Below are 21,900 nucleotides of genomic sequence, written 5' to 3'. Positions count from 1 at the left end.
TAAACTTAATGAGCCAAAGATATATAAGATTATGTAGTGGTAATGCCTAACCTCCGTTTAGCTAATTATGCTTGACTGGTTTTAGGGTTTTTGACTTGCTGAAGTGAAGCATTGAAACGGCTGGAAGGCAGTCTTATCCCCTATGCTCAGGAACCTTCTACCCGAAGGCGCTACTGTAAGTTTTAGAGGTTGTATCAAGCAACCGTCAAGCAGGCTCGATGCCTGCTCTAAATCGAGAAAAAACGGATGTTTTTTTCCATGCGTGTTTCAACAAGATTTTTCATTTCAGCAGAGAGAATTTCAGGAATAGATTCTACTTTCCCCTTATTAATTACCTCTTCTTTTTCCTTAATTGAATTTAATAATGAGTCCTTACGCTTTAATTGGGTTAAAAATATCTTGAGGGTCAATCTTAAATAAATTTAAAATTGGGCTTATTAAAACAACTATAATGACCATAGAGAATACTAATCTTATAGATTTACGATAACCATTATTCGGTAACATCATGTAAATAATTGTAATTAGCAATATTATTATTATAAGTTGCGATATCCAATCACTCAAAAAAGACAAGCTATCCCCCCTAAAAAACATTTGTGAGCTTACAAAGTTATATAGATATTAATACTTATGCTAAACTTGTCTGTTTAATATCGCTAATTAATTAAACAAATATAGAATCAAAAAGGGAGCAGATTTCTGAAATCACCTGCAACGTTCTTTAAATAAAAAAACTGCAGGCAAACTCATATTTCTTCGAGTTTGTCTACAGTCTGAAACGACTATCGAGTCCCAAGTGACCATTAGTTCATTTGAGATTTATGCCATTTCCACGCACTTTCAATGATTTCTTCCAAATCTATCGATGCTTTCCATCCAAGCTCTTCATATATCTTATTGGCCGAAGCAACCAGACGGGCTGGATCTCCAGGACGACGGTCTGCATACTCTATGGTCGGTTTCACTCCTGTGACTTTTTCACAAGTGTCGATTACATCCTTAACCGAAAATCCTTTTCCATTCCCAAGATTGTAGGTGGCCGTATCCTTTTTCCCGGATAATAGGGCTTGAAGGGCGATTATATGAGCTTGGGCTAAATCCGTTACATGGATATAATCGCGAATGCATGTGCCATCTTCTGTGTCATAGTCCGTACCAAACACGGAAATCTTCTCACGTTGACCTAATAAATGCTGTAAAATGATTGGAATCAGGTGTGTTTCCGGATCATGGCTTTCACCGATTTCTGCTGACGCATGTGCTCCGGCCGCATTGAAGTAACGCAAGACGACATAATGAAGTCCATATGCCTTTGCAAAGTCCCCTAAGATCTGTTCCACCATCAATTTCGAGCGGCCATATGGGTTAATCGGATTCGTTGGCTGATCTTCATCAATCATATCCACATTTGGTATCCCGTACGTAGCTGCCGTTGATGAAAAAATGAAATTCTTAACATCATGCTTGAGCATGGTATTCAATAATGTAAGAGTTGCACCTACATTATTATCATAGTATTTATAAGGATCTTGAACAGACTCCCCGACCAAGCTATTAGCGGCAAAGTGCATGACCGCTTTAATCGGATACTTAATGAAAATTTCATCCAAGACCGCTTCGTCCCCTAAATTCCCTTCCACCAAGGTGGCCTTCGAATCAACCAGCGAACGAAATCCAGTTGAGAGATTATCCAGAATGACAACCTCTTCAGTTTTCACTAACTCTTTTACAAGATGACTTCCAATATATCCTGCACCGCCAACGACCAAAATCATATAGTATTACCCCTTTTACTTTAAGCTTGAATGAATCTTTAAATCTCGCATATGTCATTAGTGGGAGGTCTGATTATAAGGACCTCCCTCGTTTTATAAGCATTTATTGAAGGTTTCCATGGCCAATCCATTATATTGGGTATAATCAAACTTCGCTAGTTTAGGATTATCATCACTAACCATGGTAGCTAAGCCCTTTTCCAGTCCATCTATGCTATTTTCGACAAGCAAACCATATTTACCGTTTTCCAAAACGGTCCGGTTAGCCACTATATCAGTAGCCATGATTTTCATTCCTAAGGTCATTGCCTCCAATAATACCATAGGCTGGCCTTCATAATGTGAGGAAAGAACGAAGCAGTCACATTTTTCCATGAACGAAAATGGATTTTCAAGCTGACCCAAAAGATGAATGGAATGATTTAAGTCCAGCTCATCAATGATTGCCTGCAAATCTTCCTTTAAAGGTCCTTGTCCTAAAATATACAGTTTACTATTTTTGTGTTTCCCATGAAAGCCTGCGAATGCACGAATCAAATTATCTTGCCCTTTTTCAGGGGATAACCTTCCCATATTGACAAAGTTAAAATCATTTTTATCAGGATATGGAACGAATTGATCATTCACTTCCAACCCATGGACCTCTTGTACGATTAACGCCTGTTTATCGATCCAACCTATAGATACCCCATCCAATGATATATGGGCATACGTACCAAGTTGAGTAACCGCTTCTTTATCGAATTCAACGATCCGGCCATTAAAGGTTGGCCCATTTTCCAAGACCATGGCATCTTGCAGCCCATAAGGCTTATCCCATATATGATAATCGCCTAAGTTAATTTCGGCAGTGCCGCGCACTTCCCGTTCTTTTAACAGGATTGGCTCTTCTATGATTTCGAATGCCCCCGTATTTAACCAGCCTATTTTCTTATTATCGATTTCGAAAAGGTAATAGCCGCCTTTGTTGGTTCTATTATACTTGATGATTCTGACGATTTGCCCTTCAAAATCGATTGCCTTGCTCACTCTTTTAGCCTTGTAGTTCGGATATGCCTTCGTCCAGATTGTATGATCTTCCGGGTTGGTTATTTTACCGTACTTCTGATTACCGGTGTTTATTTCCTTCAGCGTTCTATTCTCGATCTTATCGATGAACTTTTTATTGTTTTTATAGTTTCTCGATATTATATATTTTCTTTTCATCATGATTTGCAGCTTGTCATTATAGCTCATGTCTTCATTGATTGTACAATGTTCAAGCACGGATAAAGCAGAATTATCTATCCAGCCTATGATCTTGTCTTTTACTGATATTCTGCTATAAATCGAATGCTGGGTTTTTGCTTCCCTATCGACTTTTACAATGATCCCTTTAAAATCATGACTGCCGGAAACTTTGTACGTTCCTTCAACTTTATACGGCAAGGACCAAATATAGTTCGATCGAGGTCTTACTAACCTTGCAATTTTATCCACTTCTTTTTCATAAATAATGCTGTCTGGCAGAAGCTCCACAGCTTCGTCACTAATCCAGCCTATTATTTGATTGTCATGACTGAATTTATAAAAAGTCTTTTGATCAGCATAGGTTTTCCTCGAAATCACGATTTCAGCACCTTCAAATCGTTCTTCCAATGGAAATTGAGCGGCATTCGAAATTCCCGGAAGGGTATTCCAAACAGGATTATCCTTGACATCCCTTAAAATCGCCCTCGCTTTGAAGTTTTCTGTGATCATCGCCTTTTCATCATTTTCACTACCTTCAGGCTCATTTGACTCGATTTGAAGGATTTTATCTGGGTTGATGGAATTCATTACATAATCAAATTTATCGAAGTCTGCATACTCCAATAGATTCTTTCGGTTTAATTCCATCGTTCCCTCAGACACGCTTACCAGTTTATCAAATCGATTGTATACCGAAAAAATCCCTCTTAGATTAATCCGGTGAGGTCTCTTTCCGTTAATGATGCGTTCACTATCAGAAAGCAAATCATTATGCATATAACAAACTTTCTTTTTTGCATCCGCCGCCAGCAGATATTTAGCCCAATAATGGCTATAACCGCTAAAATCGATAACAAAATCAAACTTTGTTTTGCCGAATAAACGTGCATGCTCTCTAATATAGGCATTTTCCGGGTAAAGCTTCTTCCCTAAGAAACCTCTTTCCCCTCTGTTATGGATGAATTTATCTTTATAGACTTCCAATATGTTATAAACAGGCAAGCCAGGTTTGAATAGAAAACGCACATTCTTATTAACCTTGCCCATATTTTTCAAAACCTCGTATGAGTGAGGAGTGGCCGTGAAACAGCTGACATCATATTTATCATAATCAATATTATTCATTAAGTTAAGGAAAGAAGATGTAATCCCGTTATCCCTCAAACCGCCCGGATAAATTAATATTTTTTCCTTTGCCGTATCCAGCCCGGTAATTGTGTTTAGTTGTTTCGTAGACTTATTGAATATATTTTTCACTATTCTCTCCGTTACTTTTCCATCCTCATGGTTCGTGAACTTTTCCTGCATTTTTTTATATTTATCGGAATATCTCAATTCCACATCTTTAATATCTTTAATGGCTAGCGCCAATTCTTTTGAGTTAAAAAGCATGGGTCCCGGAAGTTCGTCATTTTGGAGATATTGTCCCCTTTGCTCTGCATAAACGTCCGTATCCCAAGTGTAAAATAGAATGGGCTTATCCGTAACAAGGTAATCAAAGAAAATGCTGGAATAATCCGTGATAAGCAAATCGACTGCAGCAAGCAATTCATTTGTATCCACATGGTCTGGTATTAGCCGATCCTTGATTTCCGAATGCTTGGCCGCTTCTTTATATAGAAATGGATGTACCTTAATTAATAGGTTATATTGTTCACCGATTTGACTTTGTAAATAATGAATATCTGCAATGATTTGAAGAAGATCATTATCCACCTTGGCCAGATTCGTCCCCTTCCAAGTCGGGGCATATAAAATATTTTCCTTAGCATCACTGATTTTCAACCCCAGGGTCCTTAAATAATCCTTATACTCCCCCGGATTCGTATTCAGCGTCAAATCGATCCTCGGATATCCTTCTTCTATTATTTCACCTTTATACAATCCATTTAACTTATAGCTATGTGTAAATATGTTGGTAGTATGGGCATTAGGGCTCAAAATGAAATCTGCACTCAAGAAGTTCCTGACAACGTTTTGAGAGGCCGAAGGGTTACCGGGTATATCAAAGCCCATATTCTTAAGGGGCGTTCCATGCCAGGTATTGATGTAAATCTGATCGCTTTTAGGGATGAAGAAAGACTGGAATGTGGAATTATTGATTAAATACTCACTTGTTGCCAACCACTTTAAATATTCCTTTGAATTACGTTGAACAAATTGAACATTCGGCATATCCTTATACTTCGCCATTACACCTGAGAGGACACTGAAATCCTGGATGGACCAAATGTGCATAAAATCTTGGTAGTCAGGATTTCCCAGCATATATTTAAACATGGCGTATGGACTGTCGGTCATACTGTTTCCATCACGGCTCTCATATAGAATGGTGTTTTTTTGAATGCTTAATTTCTCATAATACTTTGCATATCTATTTACACGCTGATGATTTTCCTTTAATAGGAAATTAACGATAGGCTGTTTAAGGAAATCGACTTTTCTTTTTATTACCTTCTTATTCACTAAATAGGCATCCCCTTTTATGGATTTATATTCCCCATTCAAAATTATGTTTGCATTTCAGTAACCAAAAATAACAACTATGAATGATCAATAGTTGGAGATTTTTTCTAAAATAATTACTCTATTAAATTAAAAGATCACTTATCCACTGCCTTGTGCATTTCGAGGATATTTTCCATTACTTTTAAAATGTCGTCTCTTAAATCGGGACGTTGCAGGGCAAATTCAATTGTCGTTTTCACAAAGCCATCGACAACTCCGACATCATAGCGTTTTCCTTCAAAATCATAAGCGAAGACACTTTGGATTTCATTCAGTTTTTGGATGGCATCCGTTAACTGGATTTCACCGCCAGCTCCTGTTTCCTGCTTGGCCAGGAAGTCGAATATTTCCGGAGTCAGTATGTATCTTCCCATGATGGCTAAGTTGGATGGAGCCGTTCCTTGTTTTGGTTTTTCGACGAAACGGTTCACTTCGTATCTCCTGCCCTCTTGCGTAAGCGGGTCGATGATGCCATATCTATGTGTTTCGCTCTCATTCACCGGCTGCACACCAATGATGGATGAACCTGTCGCATCATATTCGTTGATCAATTGACGCAGGGAGGGCACATCGCTTTCCACGATATCATCGCCTAAAAGGACGGCAAATGGCTCATCACCAATAAAGTTACGTGCACACCAAACAGCATGTCCGAGGCCTCTCGGTTCTTTTTGCCTAATGTAATGGATATTAGCCAAATTGGATGGGTATCGCACCTTCTCCAATAAATCGAATTTCCCTTTTTCACTTAAGTTATTCTCTAGTTCGTACGCATTATCAAAATGATCCTCTATCGCTCGTTTATTCTTTCCTGTGACAATGATTATATCTTCAATTCCCGCTTTCACGGCTTCTTCTATAATATATTGTATAGTTGGTTTATCGACTATTGGCAGCATTTCTTTAGGCATAGCCTTCGTTGCGGGCAAGAATCTGGTTCCCAATCCCGCTGCAGGTATAATGGCCTTTTTAACTTTTTTCATTCTTTGTAACTCCTTCATATTAGGATAAATCAACAAAACTCCCCAAATTTTTCTGAATCATCCTTTTTATAGTAACATAGACTCGTTTTTTGTAAATATATTAACAGAAAAAATTCCTTCATTTGTAAACGCAACCAAAATATTTAAGGCCTTTCCCCGATTCTTAAGGAAAAGGCCTTATTTTCTTACTTACAGCTCATAGATCTAAAGACTTATCAATTATTGATCATCTCACCTGCTTCAATTTCTATTACTCGGCTTCTTCTCTATCGGTGCCCACCGTCGGCTCTTTGATCCTCATCAGCGATGAAATATACATCAACGGTCTTCCTTGGCGAGCCTGCGCCGATTCAGAAGTTTCTATCGTAAAAAAAACGTCACCCCAGAGGAGAGACGTCACTAAATTATTCAGCTTCGGCAACAACGGTAAAGCGCTGGTTGATGTGCTGCGAATTTTCAATTTCATCAAGTACTGCAAGGGCAAAATCGGCATAACTTACATAGCTTTCGCCCTTTGAGTTTACAAGAAGGTTGTCTTTACCCAGTTTATACCCACCTGTTCTATTTCCTTCCGGATCAAAGAAGGCGGAAGGACTGATGAACGTCCATTGGATGTCAGTGGCGTTTTGCAGATCTCCAAGGTTCTTGGATTGATTATACGCTGTTGCAAAGTATTCTTTAGGAAACTCCGGCGTATCCAGGACACGGATCGTTTTTGCTTCGTCAACAAAAAGACTTCCAGCTCCGCCAACAACGATCAGTTTCGTTTGTGGAGCCCCTTTCATTGCTTCAATCAAGATTTTTCCTGCATCCACATGCAGATGTTCTTTCCCCGGAGCAGCGCCAAACGCATTCACTACAACTTCGAATTCTTTAATATCTTCTGCTTTCAGATCGAATACGTCTTTTTCCAGTACGGAAGCTCCTTGAATTTGGACTTTAGCTTCATCCCTGACAATGGCCGTAACTTCATGTCCCCTAGTCAATGCTTCCTTTAAAATCAGACTTCCAGCTTTTCCGCTCGCACCAATAATACCGATTTTCATTTTACATTCCTCCTATATATTGTTTTTGAAACATTAATTGTAACTAAATTGCTTACATGTAATAATATAAGTTACAAGTTAACATTTTGTCAACTTTATTATTTAGAGGTGTTTCGGAGATATATCCGGCCTTTCGTCGATATATTGCAATTTTCGATGATATATCCTGATTTTCGTCGATATATTGCTGTTTTCCGTCGATATACCGGATTTTCGATGATATATCCTGTTTTTCGACGATATAGTCCGATTTTTGATGATATATCTGCAGTTTCGCTGATATATCCTGATTTTTCATCCGATATATATAAAAACGCACCATTCCTTTTAGAATGGTGCGCTTGATTACATGCTGATTTTCTTTTTCATTAGCAGTGCCATGCAGATTGTGATGAGCGTAAAGGCGATGAAGGACAAAAACGGGATCGTGATGAATCCTAGCCAATTTATATACTCACCTGAGCAGGGAACCCCACTTTGGCACATTTCGAAATGCTGTAGTGCTGGAATTTTTTGCAGACTATAGTGATACCCTGACACCGCCATCCCCAAAATCGATAATGGGAGGATGTATCGATAGATTTTCAGGTCCTGTTCATAAAAGGCCCGGCCCAATAAGATGACGAGCGGGTACATCAGGATCCTTTGGTACCAACAAAAGGTGCAGGGTACATAATGGAGAATCTCACTAAAGTAGAGACTTCCGGCAGTGGCGATGATGGACAGGATCCAAGAAAGTAATAGTGGCTTGTTCATCACTATTTCTCCTTCGCTGCATCATCAACCATTTTCACTAAATCATCGATTGTATTTCCTTCAAACTTCTTGCCATTGACAAATAAGGAAGGTGTTCCAGTAACGCCCAATTCGTCGGCCAACTCCATATCCTTGTTCCATTGGTCCTCGGACTTTTTGGATTTAAACGAGGTAACGACCTTTTTCACATCTTTGTCATTTGCGATTTCTTTCAAAGTTTCTTCTAAGAATTTGTCCGTAAAGACATCTTGCTTTTCATATTTCAGGTCAGCTGGCTGCTTATCGAACAAAAGCTCATGAAATTCCCAAAAGGTCTCATTGCCTAATTCCTGATAAACACTTTCCGCGAATTTAGCGGATCTGGTTGAATCGACGTTAATGAACGAATAATTCATGAAATAAAATTGCGCTTTTCCTGTATCAATCAATTCACTTTGTATAGAAGGGAAGAATTGCTCCTCGAATGTCTTACAGACTGGACATTTATAATCCCCAAATTCCACTATTTGGACAGGAGCCGATTTTTCTCCCAAATAAGGTTGTGATTTATAATCGATTTCATTAACGGCTGTATCTTCGTCTTTTTTCCCATTTGCTAAAAATATAAAGCCAATAATGATTACAGCGATTAACCCGATGATCCAAAACGTGAATGCTGAAGATTGTTTTTGATTACCCTTTTTTTTATTAGCCATCATATACCTCCATCACTTGTAGTTGTGTCGATATTTCTTATCCAGCCATGGCGGCCGATTTCAGTTCCCCCTTTCCTGCACCTTTCACCTGTAACTGATTCATTTACACGTTATAATATAAGTTTCACCATGCTTGTTTGTCAATTACACATACCTTTTATTTTTGCCTTTGCAGCAACGGCGTGACTTGACAAGGAAACGGTTAATGGATAAATATTATTCTTGCAGGTCATTATAACTTGTAACCACTTGAATTACATGTTAAATAATTTATACTATATAGGAATAGAGATTTTAAAGGAGAGAAAAAAGAGATGTCCATCAGTACCCGCTTTTCCGTAGGAATCCATATATTATCTCTTTTAGAAATAAACAAAGAAGGCGTTAACACTTCCGATTTTATTGCAAAAAGTGTAAACACCAACCCAGCCTTAATCAGAAAAATCACTGGCATGCTGAAGAATGCAGGTTTAGTGAATGTTCGGCCGGGTATCGCCGGAGCGACATTGGCCAAGGAATTGTCGGATATCACTTTGCTCGATGTTTATCACGCTGTCAACATTGTCTCCGATAAAGAATTATTTGGAATTCATGAAAATCCTAATCCAGCATGCACTGTTGGAAGAAATATACAAGATACAATAGAACCCATCTTTTCCGTTGCTGAACTTGCCTTGGAAAAGGCGTTGGGAGTGGTGACGATCGAGGATGTCGTCAAGGGGATTCTGGAAAAGGATAAAACTGAGTAGCAAAAAAAAACACATGAGCCGGACTCATGTGTTTTTTCTTGTTCCTTTATTTATACTTAGGAACCTCAATCGTCAATTTATACGAATCTAATAAACTATATAAATTATAAATCTGTTTCACTTGTTTTGTTGCCCAGCCAATATCAGTCGCATACTGGTGTGATGCATATCCATATTTCTCTGCAGCTGTAGGGTTCCACCTCATTTTATAAAGCGTGTCCTGTCCAGCAGAGATATATCCTTTGGCGATGAATTCAGCACCGCCTATGATGGCCGCTTCCGGGGTGAACCAGCCTGCATTATAGGCGTATTGAGCGCCGCTGCTTAGCGCCGTTCCGTCAAACGCCCCGACTCCATACATATTATAGACCGTTTTCCCGTTCACCTTTACGCCAGTCGCTAATGGTGAAGTGCCATTCCCGGTCTCCAGCAAAGCATGTGAAATCAGGTAGATTTCATTGACCCCGTATTTTTCCCCTGCCGCAGTGAAGGTTGCCGCTTTGCCTTGCAGTATCCCTTTGCCTGAAAGGATTCTATTATTCACTTCAGAAACGTTCATATTAGTGACTTGGGAGAGCTTGACGAATTGGAATGAACGGACTGGATCATTCACGAAATTATTTGGGTTAAGATTATATTCTATATCTTCCGGACTGGCATTTACCCATGTCTTGTTATAGTCCACCTCATACCAATAGTATCCGTCAGAGCCCCTTACTTTTGATTTAATAGTCAATGATTGATTATTGCTTACAGGACCGACTGCCCAATAATTCAATCCAGCTCCGCCCCTGACACGCCATCCGGTTCCTTTAACGGTACCTTTTGTTGAATTGATTAAAGTTAATCCATCTTCACGTATGTAGGTTTTATACTTCTTATCCGTCTGACCGTTTACGGCCATTTGAATTTCAACCATCTTTTCCATCGTAAGATTATACTCTTTATCGATCCTGATTATCGATCCATTCGAGCTTCCCGGACCTTCCGGTGCTTTGGCCGTTAAATATTGCGTACTGACATATCCGGTTTTTCCATTGGCCGTGACTCTTGACCAGCCATTAGACTCTGAATACACCGTTACGGCCGTATTATTTACAAGCTTGGCTATAATTGAAGCGGAAGCCGATGCTGCAGACCGCATATTTAGACTCGAGCCATCACTTACGTTTACATACTTAACTAATGTGTTTGCTTCTCCATCTGGATTCAGTCCCGGTACAGAACCTGGCTTCGTTGCTGATAGATATTTCGTACTGACATAACCTTCTCCGCCATACGCTTTAATTTTTGACCAGCCATTTGATTCCGAGATGACTTCTACCTCTACACCCCTTGCCAGTTTCACAATGACGGAAGCACTATCCGACGGCTTATTCCGCATATTCAGTGAACCCGAGCTGACATTTACATATTTGGTTGTCGTTTTTTCAGGTATGGATGGTTTGGAGTCCGTTCCAGGCTTTATCGTCGATAGATAGTCAGTACTGACATACCCATCCTTCCCATTTGCCTTGATTTTCGCCCAGCCTTTGGATTCCGAATAGACCGTCACTTCCGTTCCTTTTGACAGCTTTGCGACTATGCTCGCGCTTTCCGACCCGCTTTTTCTCATATTGAGCGTTCCAGAGCTTACGTTTACATATTTCGTCGTCGTTTTTTCAGGCGTGACTGATCCCGTTCCTGGTTTTGTTGTCGATAGATATTTGGTACTGACATGGCCGTCTTTTCCATTGGCTATGATCTTCGCCCAGCCTTTGGATTCCGAATACACCGTCACTTTCGTTCCTTTTGACAGCTTTGCGACTAAGCTCGCGCTTTCCGATCCGCTTTTTCTCATATTGAGCGTTCCAGAGCTCACGTTTACATATTTCGTCGTCGTTTTTTCAGGCGTGACTGCCATTGATCCCGTTCCTGGCTTTGTAGCAGATAGATATTTCGTGCTGACATATCCGCCCTTTCCATTGACTTTGACTTTCGCCCAGCCTTTGGATTCCGAATACACCGTCACTTTCGTTCCTTTTGAAAGTATGGCGACTATGCTTGCGGTAGCTTTTCCACTTTTTCGCATATTGAGTGATCCCGTACTCACGGTTACATATTTCGTCGTCGTTTTTACAGGTGTGGCTGCCGTTGATCCCGATCCCGGCTTAGAAGCAGACAGATATTTGGTGTTGACATATCCATCCTTTCCATTGGCTTTGATTTTCGCCCAGCCATTGGATTCCGAGTACAACGTCACTTTCGTCCCTTTTAAAAGGATGGCAACTATGCTTGCGGTAGCTTTTCCACTTTTTCGCATATTGAGTGATCCCGTGCTCACATTCACATATTTCGTTGTCGTTTTACCCGTTGCCGCAGCTTTGGTCACTGTTCCAGGCTTCGTTGCCGATAGATACTTCGTGCTGACATATCCATCCTTTCCATTGGCTTTGATTTTCGCCCAGCCTTTGTATTCCGAATAGACCGTTACCTGTGTGCCTCTTGTCAGCTTTGCGACTAAGCTGGCACTATCACTCCCGCTTTTTCGCATATTAAGTGAACCTGTGTTCACATTCACATATTTAGTTGTCGTTTTAACGGTCGCCGCAGCCTTTTTTACCACTCCAGGCTTCGTTGCCGATAGATACTTGGTACTGACATATCCTTCTTTTCCATTGACCTTGACCTTAGCCCAGCCTTTGGATTCCGAATACACCGTCACCTGTGTGCCCCTTGTCAGCTTTGCGACTATGCTGGCACTATCACTCCCGCTTTTTCGCATATTAAGTAAACTTGTGCTCACATTCACATATTTAGTTGTCGTTTTAATGGTCACTGCAGTTTTCGTTAAAGTCCCTGGCTTCGTTGCCGATAAATACTTGGTACTGACATATCCTTCTTTTCCATTGGCTTTGATCTTCGCCCAGCCTTTGGATTCCGAATACACCGTCACCTTTGTGCCATTTGCGAGCTTTGCGACTATGCTCGCACCTTCCGCCCCGTTTTTTCTCATATTGAGCGATCCGGAATTCACCTGCACAAACATGACGTCTTCAATATTGGCCTGTTCGGCATGTAGTGGAGCTGCAGATATTTTTTCTTCGAAAGCAACTGTAGACAACACTGCAAAACAGAAAGTTGGTATAATTAATTTCTTCATCTCATTCTCCCTACTAAAGAATTATATTTTTAACATTTATTTAAATATCGGTTAAAATTAGTATGGTAATATAGGCAAATATGCTCATTCGTCTAAAATATAACATATTCCTTTAGATCTATAGGGAGATAAAAGCGATTGTAACACAATAGTAAAATAATAGACATTTAAGTAATTTTATAGAAACATTTGCAATGAAGCTTATGCGACAAGCAAATGATGACTATTAAGTATATTGATATAATTACTTACCACTCAAATTATTGCTAATGAGACGAGCATCTTTCTGCCTAAATCGAATATATATAAAGGGTAGGCACACGATCCTTATATTTGACGGATCGAGGCAATAACCTATATAATTACTGTATATAACTTATAACAATCCTTCTGTTAAGGGGAGTAGCTATACAATAAAGTCGTCAGTACAGGATTGAATCCTCGGCTTTATTGGCAACTGATTTTAGTTGTTTGCAAGACCTTGCCGATTATTTGGTGAGGTCTTTTAATTTAAGACGGTATGACCAATAATCGGTTATACCGTCTTTTTTGATTCGAAAAATTGCACAATAGAGGTGAAAAGTATGCAGAACTATAATAAATTAGCTCAAAGCGTTAAGATTTCCGATGATAAAAAGCATGTATTGCTCGATGCCGACCCATCTTTATCACTGATCGGAAAAGGCCGAAGCGCATATGTTTTCCGAATACATTCCACCAATAAGGCACTAAAAGTGTTTTTCCCGGATCATACTCACACAGCTAAAGTTGAAGCTGAAATATACAAAACCGTCCAATCCATCGAATACTATCCAACCCTTTATGATGCGGGGGTAAATTACCTGGTTATAGATCACATTGAAGGCAACACTCTTTTTGAATGTTTAACATTGGGGATCCCGATTACGGAAGAAAACATTGCGGAGATAGACCATGCGCTGCAATTGGCAAGGAAAGAGGGATTGAATCCTTCGGATATCCACTTGCGAAACATCTTCATCACTTCTGAAAAAAAGGTGAAGATCATTGACGTTGCAAGGTTTAAGCAAGTAAAATCCTGCAATCAGTGGCACGACTTGAAAAGTGCTTTTCACCTTTTCTATTCGAAGTCGTTTTTTCCGAAGAAGATTCCCAGCTTCATACTGAATTCCATTGCAGCAATTTATAAAAAAAGATTTCTGCCCATCTGATCCTTACTATAAAAAAATCACATTGGAGGCACATATGAAAAAAATAATGACCATTGCTCTGCTGTCCATCCTTACATTAAGCGGATGCTCAGCTTTAGAAGAAGTCAATTCATCATTGGAGTATGCAGATGATGCGACGGAGTATGTAAATACCGTTCAGGATTTTGCCAATGAGGTTCCCGCCATGTCACAGGACGCCATCACGAATGCCGAAACAAGAGCAAATCTTGAAAAAGAACTGGAATTGATGAAAACGGAGATTGAAGAATTCAATGCAACTGAACCACCCCAAATCGCTGAAGGCATCCATGAGAAGATCGTCAGCTCAAATCAACAGCTTTCAGATGGAATTGAATTATATCTGAATAATATTGAAAAGGGCGAAATTGATCCTAAGGCATTGGAAGATTCAGAGATAATGAAATCAATCGATAATATAACGGGATTGGCAAAACAAATCGAAGAGTTGGGAAATTAATCCTCCTGCAATGAATAAAAAGGAATCGCTTGAAACAAATTATTGACATGAAACCAAAAGGTTTTATATAATCAGCAAAGCAAAACCAATTGGTTCCATATTCTCAATTACAAAGGAGAATCAGTATGGAAAATACATTACAGGATATCAAGAAGACGGTTATTCTTGATGCACCTATCCAAAAAGTTTGGGATACAGTTTCCACTGCAGAGGGCATAGCTTCATGGTTCATGCCAAATGATTTTCAACCGAAAGTGGGACATGAGTTCCATGTGCAATCACCCTTCGGCCCATCTCCTTGTAAGGTAACGGAGTTAGATGCTCCTCATCGCCTTTCATTCAGTTGGGATACGGACGGTTGGTTCATTTCCTTCCTTTTAAAAGAAGTGGATGGCAAAACGGAGTTCACCCTTATTCATGGCGGCTGGAAAGAGCCTGATACGATTCTTACGAAACCGAACGAAAAAAGCTCAGTGATTCGCGATAGAATGAATCATGGCTGGGAACAAATCGTTAATCAAGGTCTTAAAAAGGCTGTTGAGGGCTAAGTGTCTGCATCAGAAAAACATGATGTATTCCAGGCTATCGCCGACCCAACCCGCCGAAAGGTCCTGCAATTGCTTGCTGAAGGGGATTTACCCATTTCAGAAATCACTTCTCACTTTTCCATGAGCCGCACGGCGATTGCCAAGCATCTTCATATCCTTTCTGAAGCTGAATTGGTCAGTGGCCGGAAGGTAGGAAGAGAGAAACGCTTTCGGCTTCAGCCGGAACCTTTAGCGGAATTGAAACAGTGGCTCTCTTTTTACGATCAATTCTGGGATAACAAATTATCCATCCTTAAACATGTGATTGAAAATTCAGGGGAAAATGGATTGAAAGTCATCGAAAAAGAAAAGGACACGAATGAACCATCATAATGAGAAAACCCCCGGCACATTGCACCGGGGGTTTTTGTTTATGCATTCATCTCAATATTATGTGCTTTTCGCTTCTTGATGACCATCGTTAGCAATAGCAGCAGATTAAAGACAATGATGCATCCAGTAAGGAACACTATACTTGCTGTCAATGCATCCGCTCCAAGGCTCGTACTCATCGCCTGGCGGAAGCCCATGACAGAGTATGTCATCGGAATGAACGGGTGAACATGACTGAAGAAGTTATTGGTCAGTTCCACAGGGAACATTCCTCCGCTTGCACCTAGCTGTAATACAAGGAATATCATCGCCAATAAACGACCTGGATTTCCAAATCCTACGGTCAAGAAGGTAACGATGAACATGAACGTAAGGGAAGTCAGGATGGAAACCCCAATGAATTGCCCCATATTCTCGACCTGTAAATCCATTCCCCAAATCATGATCGCATCCAACACTAATGCAGAAAGCGTCGCTTGGATGAATAGAACCGTAAATTTACTGAACCACCATGCCACTCCTGATGTAGGCCTAATAGAAGGCAAGCCTGTCGGGAATCCCATATTGAAGGCAATGGCTCCAACAAATAACCCAAGAGACAAGACATAAGGAGCCAATGCATGACCATAATTCGGCACGTCACTGCTTTTTTGTTCTTTGACCTGTGTCGGTTCAGCAATCATGCTGTAATTATCATCGGTTGTTTTATTTTCACTAATTTCTTCTGCACCATCACTGAGTTTTTCCGAAAGCTCGACCGACCCATCTTGAAGTGAGGAGATTCCCTCACCCAATTTACCGGAACCTTCAGCAAGGGCTGATGAACCTTCATTGATCTTACCCGCGCCATCAGCAAGCTGGATGACCCCATTGCTCAAAGTAGGCAGATTGCCTGCCAATTGTTCAGTGCCTTTAACAAGTGCTGATGAGCCCTCGTTCAAGGCCGCTGAGTTGGCATCCAGTTGATTGGCCCCGCTAGCCAGTTTACTTACCCCTTCGCCAACTTGGCTAACACCAAATGCGTACTTCTCAAGACCATTCCCAAAGGAGGATGAACCTGCTTGCAGTTGTGAAACTCCATCAACCAACTGACCAGATCCCTCAGTTAGTTTTGAAAGGCCATTATTTAACGAGGAACCGCCTTGTGCTAACTGGTTGATCCCCTTCACTAATTCTGGTGTCCGTTCATTTAAACTTTGCGTTGCCGCCGTTAATTGATTGCTGCCTTCTACAGCTTCATTCAAGCCGCCATTTAATTGGGTCGCACCAGGAATCAATTGTTCTTCCAGTGCGTTCCTTATTGCCGTATATCCGTTTAACGCTGAAACGGCGTTTGGATTGACTTTATTCACCGCATTATTTAAATTGGCCACTTGTTCCGGAAGCTGCCCTAATCCATTCAATACAGGCATTACCTTATCCGTTAATTGTGTTGATAAGTCTGATACACTTGCAGCAAGAGTCGATGCGATTCGTTTTTGTGCCTCCGCCTGGCTTTGAAGTTCATTTTGAATGGCTCCGATTACTTCTGATTGCTGTTCACTGGTCATGCTTTTGAAGGCTTCCGTGTTTTGAACGGCATTGATTGTGCTCTGACCATTATTCGCAATCGTTGATTGAAGTTCCGTTAACGCCGCTTGACTGTTATTGAGGTCTTCGGTAATGCCGGATACGGTACCGGACGCGCTGCTTCCTGCTGGAACCGCTTCTTGCAATTGATTTACACCGCTTTGAATGCTTGTCAGTCCTTGCTTAAGCTGATTCAGCTGTTCTTCTGCGGGCAATTGGCCATCCATTTTTTTCAGGCCGTCATTTAGCGCATGGCTTCCTCCTGCCAGTTTATTGATTCCCTCATTTAAACTCTGCTGACCTGCTGCCAATTTTGGAATTCCTGTCGATTGATCCGTCAGCTGGCTTGCATTTTGTGATAATTGATTCAACCCATCATTCAAATTCGCACTGCCTGTTTGCGCTTGTGCCAATCCAGTATTTAAAGTTTGCGCTCCTGGAACCACTTTGGCCAGCCCAGTGGAAAGCTGGGAAGAACCTTGTATAAGTGCTTCACTGTTATTAGTTAATTCCCCTGTGCCTGATGCGAGTTCGTTCGCACCCTTTTGCAACTGACCTACACCGGAGGTATATTGTGAAATACCCTTATTCAATTCCGACGCGCCACTTTCAAGCTTGTTGGCTCCTTCCATAAACTCGCCAACGCCAATTTGGAGTTTATTCGCTCCATCTTTAAAAGTTAATGTGCTCGAAGCTAACTTATTCAGATTTTCCGTCACTTCTTTGTTTCCATCATGCAGTTTTTTTGCACCGTCATCCAGCTTTGATGCACCATCTGCCGCATCGCCGAATCCTTCTCCGATTTCATCCAGTTGGGAGAAGATCGCTTCCGCATATTCTTTTGTGACACTTTCGGCAATTTCCGTTTTCAAATTATTCGTTGCCTGTTTCCCGACCGTTTCAGAAACGAAACTGCGTCCGGGATTCACATCATACGTCAGATTCATTTTTTTAGGCTCATCATCCATGACGGTAGAAGCATTTTTTGAAAAGTCCTCCGGAATGGTGACGACCATATAATATGTACCATCATCGAACCCTTTTTTCGCCGCTTTTTCCGTTACGAAATGCCATTCTAAATCATCATTGTCCTTTAATTGCTCGACTAGCTCATTACCGACTGTTAAGGTTTTCCCCTCATATTCCGCCTTTACATCCTTATTCACGACCGCAACAGGCAATTTGCCTGTATTTCCGTATGGATTCCAAGCGGAACTAAGGAATAACCCCCCATAAATAATCGGGACGAACAGTAAAACGATTGCGACACCGACCAGTTTTCGATTTGTAAGGAAAAGCTTCCATTCTTGTTTAAGCATATTCACTTCTTTTCACCTTTCTTTTCACGCAGTACATCACTCAATGACGCGGTATTCCAATTAAGAGTCGGGATGTCCGTGGTGCCAAAGCTTTCTTTAAGCAAATCCGCCACTGTTTGGCTGGAAAAGAACTCTATTAAAAGTTGATCCGCCCGGGAAAACATCCGACGAAGGACGTCCATTCCCTTCTCTGCATACTCTCCATCTTTAAACGCTTTTTCTATAAGTCCTGTATCCGGAAACATCGAAATGGGACCTTCCATCGCCTCAATAATTTCAAGGTTTTTAATCTTATCTACACTTTTGGCAAGAGTAAGGCCGCCGTTATTACCAGGAACGGAAGTGATTATCTGCTTTACGACCAATTTCCTTATGATTTTTTTCAAATAAGAAGGAGACACCTCTAATCGCCTGCTGATCTCATTTGACGAAAGCGGGACATTTTTATCCTGGGTAGAGAGTATAACGATGATGCATATAGCTTGCTCGACCCCTTTTGTTAATTGCAAATCATTTCACCTCTTTTAGCATGTATATGGATATCACATATCCATAATGGATATTCGGTATCTATAATTAAAACCCGTTTCACCTTAGAAATCAAGTCATTTCTAGAAAAAATTTCTAAAAAAAAGATGAACCCCTCATTACAGCACCATGGGGTTCACCTTTTCTTTTATAGGTCATTTAGAAATTCATTGACCGCCTCTGGAGTTTTAGCATTTGCACTGTGCAGGTGCGCAACCTTTTCCCCATTTTTAAATACTAAAAGTGATGGAATTCCCATTACCGTTTGCTCTTCGGAAATCTCAGGGAACTCGTCACGATCGATTGTAAACCACTGTTTGTCTTGATGTTCTTGAGTGATCTCATCGATGAACATGTCTAAACGTTTGCAGTCCGGGCACCATGTAGTCGTAAAAATCCCGACCGTCAGTCCCTCTTGATTGATTTGTTCACGATATTCTTGTTCTGTATTGATATTTTTCATGATTGTCTCCTCCGGGCTTTTCTTATCATCATACTTTAATCCATGAATTAATGTACTCAAGGATTAATATATAATTAATTCCTTCACAGTACAAACGGTTTATCCTAAAAGTATCTAACTCTTGCCCGGATATGCTCCGCTTTTCTTTGTGTCCAAATCTCTCGTTTATGAAAGAAGAAATCCTCGAAATGAATTCCAATTTTCATCAATGAAAAGATAGTGGCAGCTTTTTTCAAAAATGATCAATTCACTGTCAGGAATCTTTTCGGCGATGAGAATCGATGCCTCTACAGGAGTGATCCAATCGTGACGGCCTCCTGCCACTAATCTGCATCGACGCCGAAAGCGGCGTCAGGAACGGTTTAAATCCAATGTGTTCGCCCCCAGGTCCGCCATGAATGACGAAACAGACTGGCTTCTTTCTCCATGAATCCCCTTCAGGCACTAATTCTGCGCCTTCCACATCGAAATATATTTTTGTTCCGTTTACCTTTGCAAACATCATGCCCCTCCTCTTTTCATTAAAAATCAAATAATCAAGCAGCCTCCAATTCACCTTTATTGTCCTTGGAAAATTTCCTTGCAATAAGGCTGACTCCAATCATCACAATCACATTTATGAGGAGGGCGACAAGACCAATGTTCAAACCTTTAATGGACTGCGGCAGTGCCGGGAAAAGCGTTCCAACTGTAGCGCTTGTTATGGTTGTATATCCAACAGTAGCTAAACCGGCAATGATCCCCGCTGACGCACCCTCTTTCGTCACGAAGTTCTTTTGCAGGAGACTGGCAATGAAAGATGGGAATAATTGAGTCACCATGCTGTATCCCATCAATAAAAGGGCCACGATCGTATTTCCTCCAGTCAAAGTAAAATACACGGCAATAAGGGCAAGAACAGGGACGAGCAATTTGGCAATCGTCGTGATTTGTTTGGCCGAGGCGGAAGGAGAAAAATGCTGATACACGTTTTTGGCCAGCAGCGTCGCTGAACTCATTAAAATCATCGAGCCAGGAACAAGAGCCGTCAATAGACCCGCTGCCCCGATGACGCCCACAAACCAAGGATCAAATGTACTGATTGAAAGCTTCAATAGCGCAAGGTCCATATCCGTCCCCTGTAACCCAGGAACTTTAATGATGGCCGCATAGCCGACAAAGATTGCACCGACCGATAATGCCCCGTAAAGCGGAAGGATGAACGCATTTTTACGAAATGTCTTTGCACTTTTTGCTGTATATGCAGAACCGAATGTTTGCGGCCACATATAGAAACCCAATGTCGTCAAAATGATCGTGGATATAAACCATGAAGCGCTCATCCCCGTATCCGGGAGTGTCAGGAAATCAGGCTTGACGGCATTGACGGCTTCGAACATCGGCTGGATTCCGCCAAAATAATGAAACGGAATGTAAATCCCTAAAAATAGCGCAACCAATGCGATCATGATGTCCTTGAGTACTGCTGTCCAAACCGATCCATGGATACCTGAAATCATCACATATACGGTAACTGAAACAGCCCCGATCCAAACGGCAACCGTCGGGGAAATCGAACCATAGGAAGTTGTCGAAACGATGATTCCCAGCCCCTTTAATTGCAGCACCAAAAATGGTACCAGGGCCAAAACACCAACGATTGAAACGAATACCCCCAATAATGGACTTTTATACTTTTTAACATAAAAATCTGCTTGTGAAATGAGCTTGTGCTCATTTCCGTAGCTCCAAATGGCAGGATAAATCCAGTAAGAAAACAGGTAGCCCAATGCGGCGAACGCCGTTCCGTACAATGCCGGACCGCCTATCCCATATGCCCACCCGCTGGAGCCCAGGAATGTGGAGGTGGAATAAATCTCTCCCGCCAGCAAAATCATGATGATGAAAGGACCGAACCCGCGTCCGCCTACCGTCCACTGTTCAAGATCCATATCCTTGCCTTTTCTGGCCCTAATCCCTAAATAAAGTGACAGCAACAGGAAACTGAAAATAATGATGATCGCACTATTCATTTCTCTTCCCTCTCTTTATTCTTGGGATCTAACATATAAATAATAAAAACGACTAACGCGGTAAAGATCAGCCACGAAAAGTTCCAGAAAAAGAAAAGCGGCATGCCAAGAATATACGGTTCGATACTATTAGCCCAAAAAGGCCCGCCAAGTATGGCGATTACAGGAATTAAAGAAAGAAAATAAATTGGTTTCATGAAATTCTCCTCTTAATCTAATGATATTGACCAATCAAATGGCAGGAACACGAACATTGATTTCTTCATATCGTTGATTCACCACCTGCGAAGCATTCGTGATAAAGTGCAGAGCCGCCGCAGTTTCATAGTCCCCCTTTCTGCCGTTCCCAGCAATGTGATATTACTTTTAATCTAGCAATCCGCATGCCAATATTGGAATTTTCAGAAACAATCAAAGTGAATGGGATGGATATCAAGGAATTTGGTTGGGCAAAACTTATTATCGAGGATAAATCGGCGCGCTGTTGAGGGGGGAATCCTTATAAATCAGTAAAAATTTTTTTACAAGTAAAAA

General features: G+C 41.0%; 19 protein-coding genes. 5 read left to right on the top strand and 14 right to left on the bottom strand.

Translation table 11 applies throughout. The annotated features are described in order from the left end of the window. Positions 1–372: 372 nt before the first annotated feature. The 7 genes from ACZ9AO_RS21285 to ACZ9AO_RS21255 all read right to left on the bottom strand — a co-directional run bounded on the left by ACZ9AO_RS21285 (position 373) and on the right by ACZ9AO_RS21255 (position 8,996). A complete protein-coding gene (locus ACZ9AO_RS21285) occupies positions 373–597 on the bottom strand; it encodes a stage III sporulation protein AF (RefSeq protein WP_476110266.1) in 225 nt (74 codons plus the stop codon). Between the two features lie 209 nt (positions 598–806). Then, on the bottom strand, positions 807–1,778 hold the full coding sequence (gene galE / locus ACZ9AO_RS21280; RefSeq protein ID WP_476110264.1) for a UDP-glucose 4-epimerase GalE: 972 nt from the start codon (positions 1,776–1,778) through the stop codon (positions 807–809). 93 nt (positions 1,779–1,871) lie between these two features. Further along, on the bottom strand, positions 1,872–5,474 hold the full coding sequence (locus ACZ9AO_RS21275) for a CDP-glycerol glycerophosphotransferase family protein (RefSeq protein WP_476110262.1): 3,603 nt from the start codon (positions 5,472–5,474) through the stop codon (positions 1,872–1,874). A 137-nt stretch (positions 5,475–5,611) separates the two neighbouring features. Beyond that, entirely contained in the window at positions 5,612–6,499 is an 888-nt protein-coding gene (gene galU, locus ACZ9AO_RS21270) for a UTP--glucose-1-phosphate uridylyltransferase GalU (RefSeq protein WP_063596001.1), read from the bottom strand. Positions 6,500–6,903: 404 nt separating this feature from the next. Next, a complete protein-coding gene (locus ACZ9AO_RS21265) occupies positions 6,904–7,545 on the bottom strand; it encodes an NAD(P)-dependent oxidoreductase (RefSeq protein ID WP_476110261.1) in 642 nt (213 codons plus the stop codon). A gap of 345 nt (positions 7,546–7,890) precedes the next feature. Continuing rightward, positions 7,891–8,301, bottom strand: coding sequence for a disulfide oxidoreductase (locus tag ACZ9AO_RS21260; RefSeq protein WP_048690108.1), 411 nt, complete (start codon positions 8,299–8,301; stop codon positions 7,891–7,893). Positions 8,302–8,303: 2 nt separating this feature from the next. Beyond that, positions 8,304–8,996, bottom strand: coding sequence for a DsbA family protein (locus ACZ9AO_RS21255; protein WP_476110258.1), 693 nt, complete (start codon positions 8,994–8,996; stop codon positions 8,304–8,306). A gap of 314 nt (positions 8,997–9,310) precedes the next feature. On the opposite strand from ACZ9AO_RS21255, the gene ACZ9AO_RS21250 reads away from it, so the two are divergent. Then, entirely contained in the window at positions 9,311–9,745 is a 435-nt protein-coding gene (locus ACZ9AO_RS21250) for an Rrf2 family transcriptional regulator (RefSeq protein WP_034310751.1), read from the top strand. A gap of 46 nt (positions 9,746–9,791) precedes the next feature. Here ACZ9AO_RS21250 and ACZ9AO_RS21245 read toward each other — a convergent pair whose 3' ends face one another. Further along, positions 9,792–12,887: an SH3 domain-containing protein gene (locus tag ACZ9AO_RS21245; RefSeq protein WP_476110256.1), complete on the bottom strand. Its 3,096-nt coding sequence runs from the start codon at positions 12,885–12,887 to the stop codon at positions 9,792–9,794. A gap of 584 nt (positions 12,888–13,471) precedes the next feature. On the opposite strand from ACZ9AO_RS21245, the gene ACZ9AO_RS21240 reads away from it, so the two are divergent. The 4 genes from ACZ9AO_RS21240 (at position 13,472) to ACZ9AO_RS21225 (ending at position 15,475) form a co-directional block, all read left to right on the top strand. Further along, positions 13,472–14,077 carry a protein kinase family protein gene (locus ACZ9AO_RS21240; RefSeq protein WP_476110255.1) on the top strand — a complete coding sequence of 202 codons (606 nt, stop codon included), beginning with the start codon at positions 13,472–13,474 and terminating at the stop codon, positions 14,075–14,077. Positions 14,078–14,111: 34 nt separating this feature from the next. Beyond that, positions 14,112–14,555: a DUF6376 family protein gene (locus ACZ9AO_RS21235; protein ID WP_063595995.1), complete on the top strand. Its 444-nt coding sequence runs from the start codon at positions 14,112–14,114 to the stop codon at positions 14,553–14,555. A gap of 119 nt (positions 14,556–14,674) precedes the next feature. Further along, the gene (locus tag ACZ9AO_RS21230) at positions 14,675–15,103 is read left to right on the top strand and encodes an SRPBCC family protein (RefSeq protein ID WP_476110318.1); all 429 of its coding nucleotides are present in this window, start codon (positions 14,675–14,677) and stop codon (positions 15,101–15,103) included. Further along, positions 15,104–15,475 (top strand): ArsR/SmtB family transcription factor, encoded by a 372-nt coding sequence (locus tag ACZ9AO_RS21225; RefSeq protein WP_048686677.1) that lies wholly within the window; start codon positions 15,104–15,106, stop codon positions 15,473–15,475. It begins immediately after the preceding gene. A 38-nt stretch (positions 15,476–15,513) separates the two neighbouring features. On the opposite strand, the gene ACZ9AO_RS21220 is transcribed toward ACZ9AO_RS21225, so the two are convergent. The 6 genes from ACZ9AO_RS21220 to ACZ9AO_RS21195 form a co-directional block, all read right to left on the bottom strand. Continuing rightward, positions 15,514–18,363, bottom strand: coding sequence for a YhgE/Pip family protein (locus ACZ9AO_RS21220; protein WP_476110316.1), 2,850 nt, complete (start codon positions 18,361–18,363; stop codon positions 15,514–15,516). 2 nt (positions 18,364–18,365) lie between these two features. After that, a complete protein-coding gene (locus ACZ9AO_RS21215; RefSeq protein ID WP_034310735.1) occupies positions 18,366–18,872 on the bottom strand; it encodes an RrF2 family transcriptional regulator in 507 nt (168 codons plus the stop codon). A gap of 167 nt (positions 18,873–19,039) precedes the next feature. Next, a complete protein-coding gene (locus ACZ9AO_RS21210; protein ID WP_373689809.1) occupies positions 19,040–19,402 on the bottom strand; it encodes a thioredoxin family protein in 363 nt (120 codons plus the stop codon). Positions 19,403–19,607: 205 nt separating this feature from the next. Next, positions 19,608–19,856, bottom strand: a complete 249-nt coding sequence (locus tag ACZ9AO_RS21205; protein WP_476110252.1) for a hypothetical protein — start codon at positions 19,854–19,856, stop codon at positions 19,608–19,610. Between the two features lie 34 nt (positions 19,857–19,890). Then, positions 19,891–21,366, bottom strand: a complete 1,476-nt coding sequence (locus tag ACZ9AO_RS21200) for a sodium:solute symporter family protein (RefSeq protein ID WP_476110250.1) — start codon at positions 21,364–21,366, stop codon at positions 19,891–19,893. Further along, positions 21,363–21,563, bottom strand: coding sequence for a DUF3311 domain-containing protein (locus tag ACZ9AO_RS21195; RefSeq protein WP_063595989.1), 201 nt, complete (start codon positions 21,561–21,563; stop codon positions 21,363–21,365). The genes ACZ9AO_RS21200 and ACZ9AO_RS21195 overlap by 4 nt, the downstream gene beginning before the upstream one ends. Between the last annotated feature and the right edge of the window lie 337 nt (positions 21,564–21,900).

This window comes from Peribacillus sp. TE19612 (assembly GCF_056279465.1).
The sequence above is the reverse complement of the archived record's forward strand: the minus strand, read 5'-3'. Positions and strand labels throughout refer to the sequence as shown.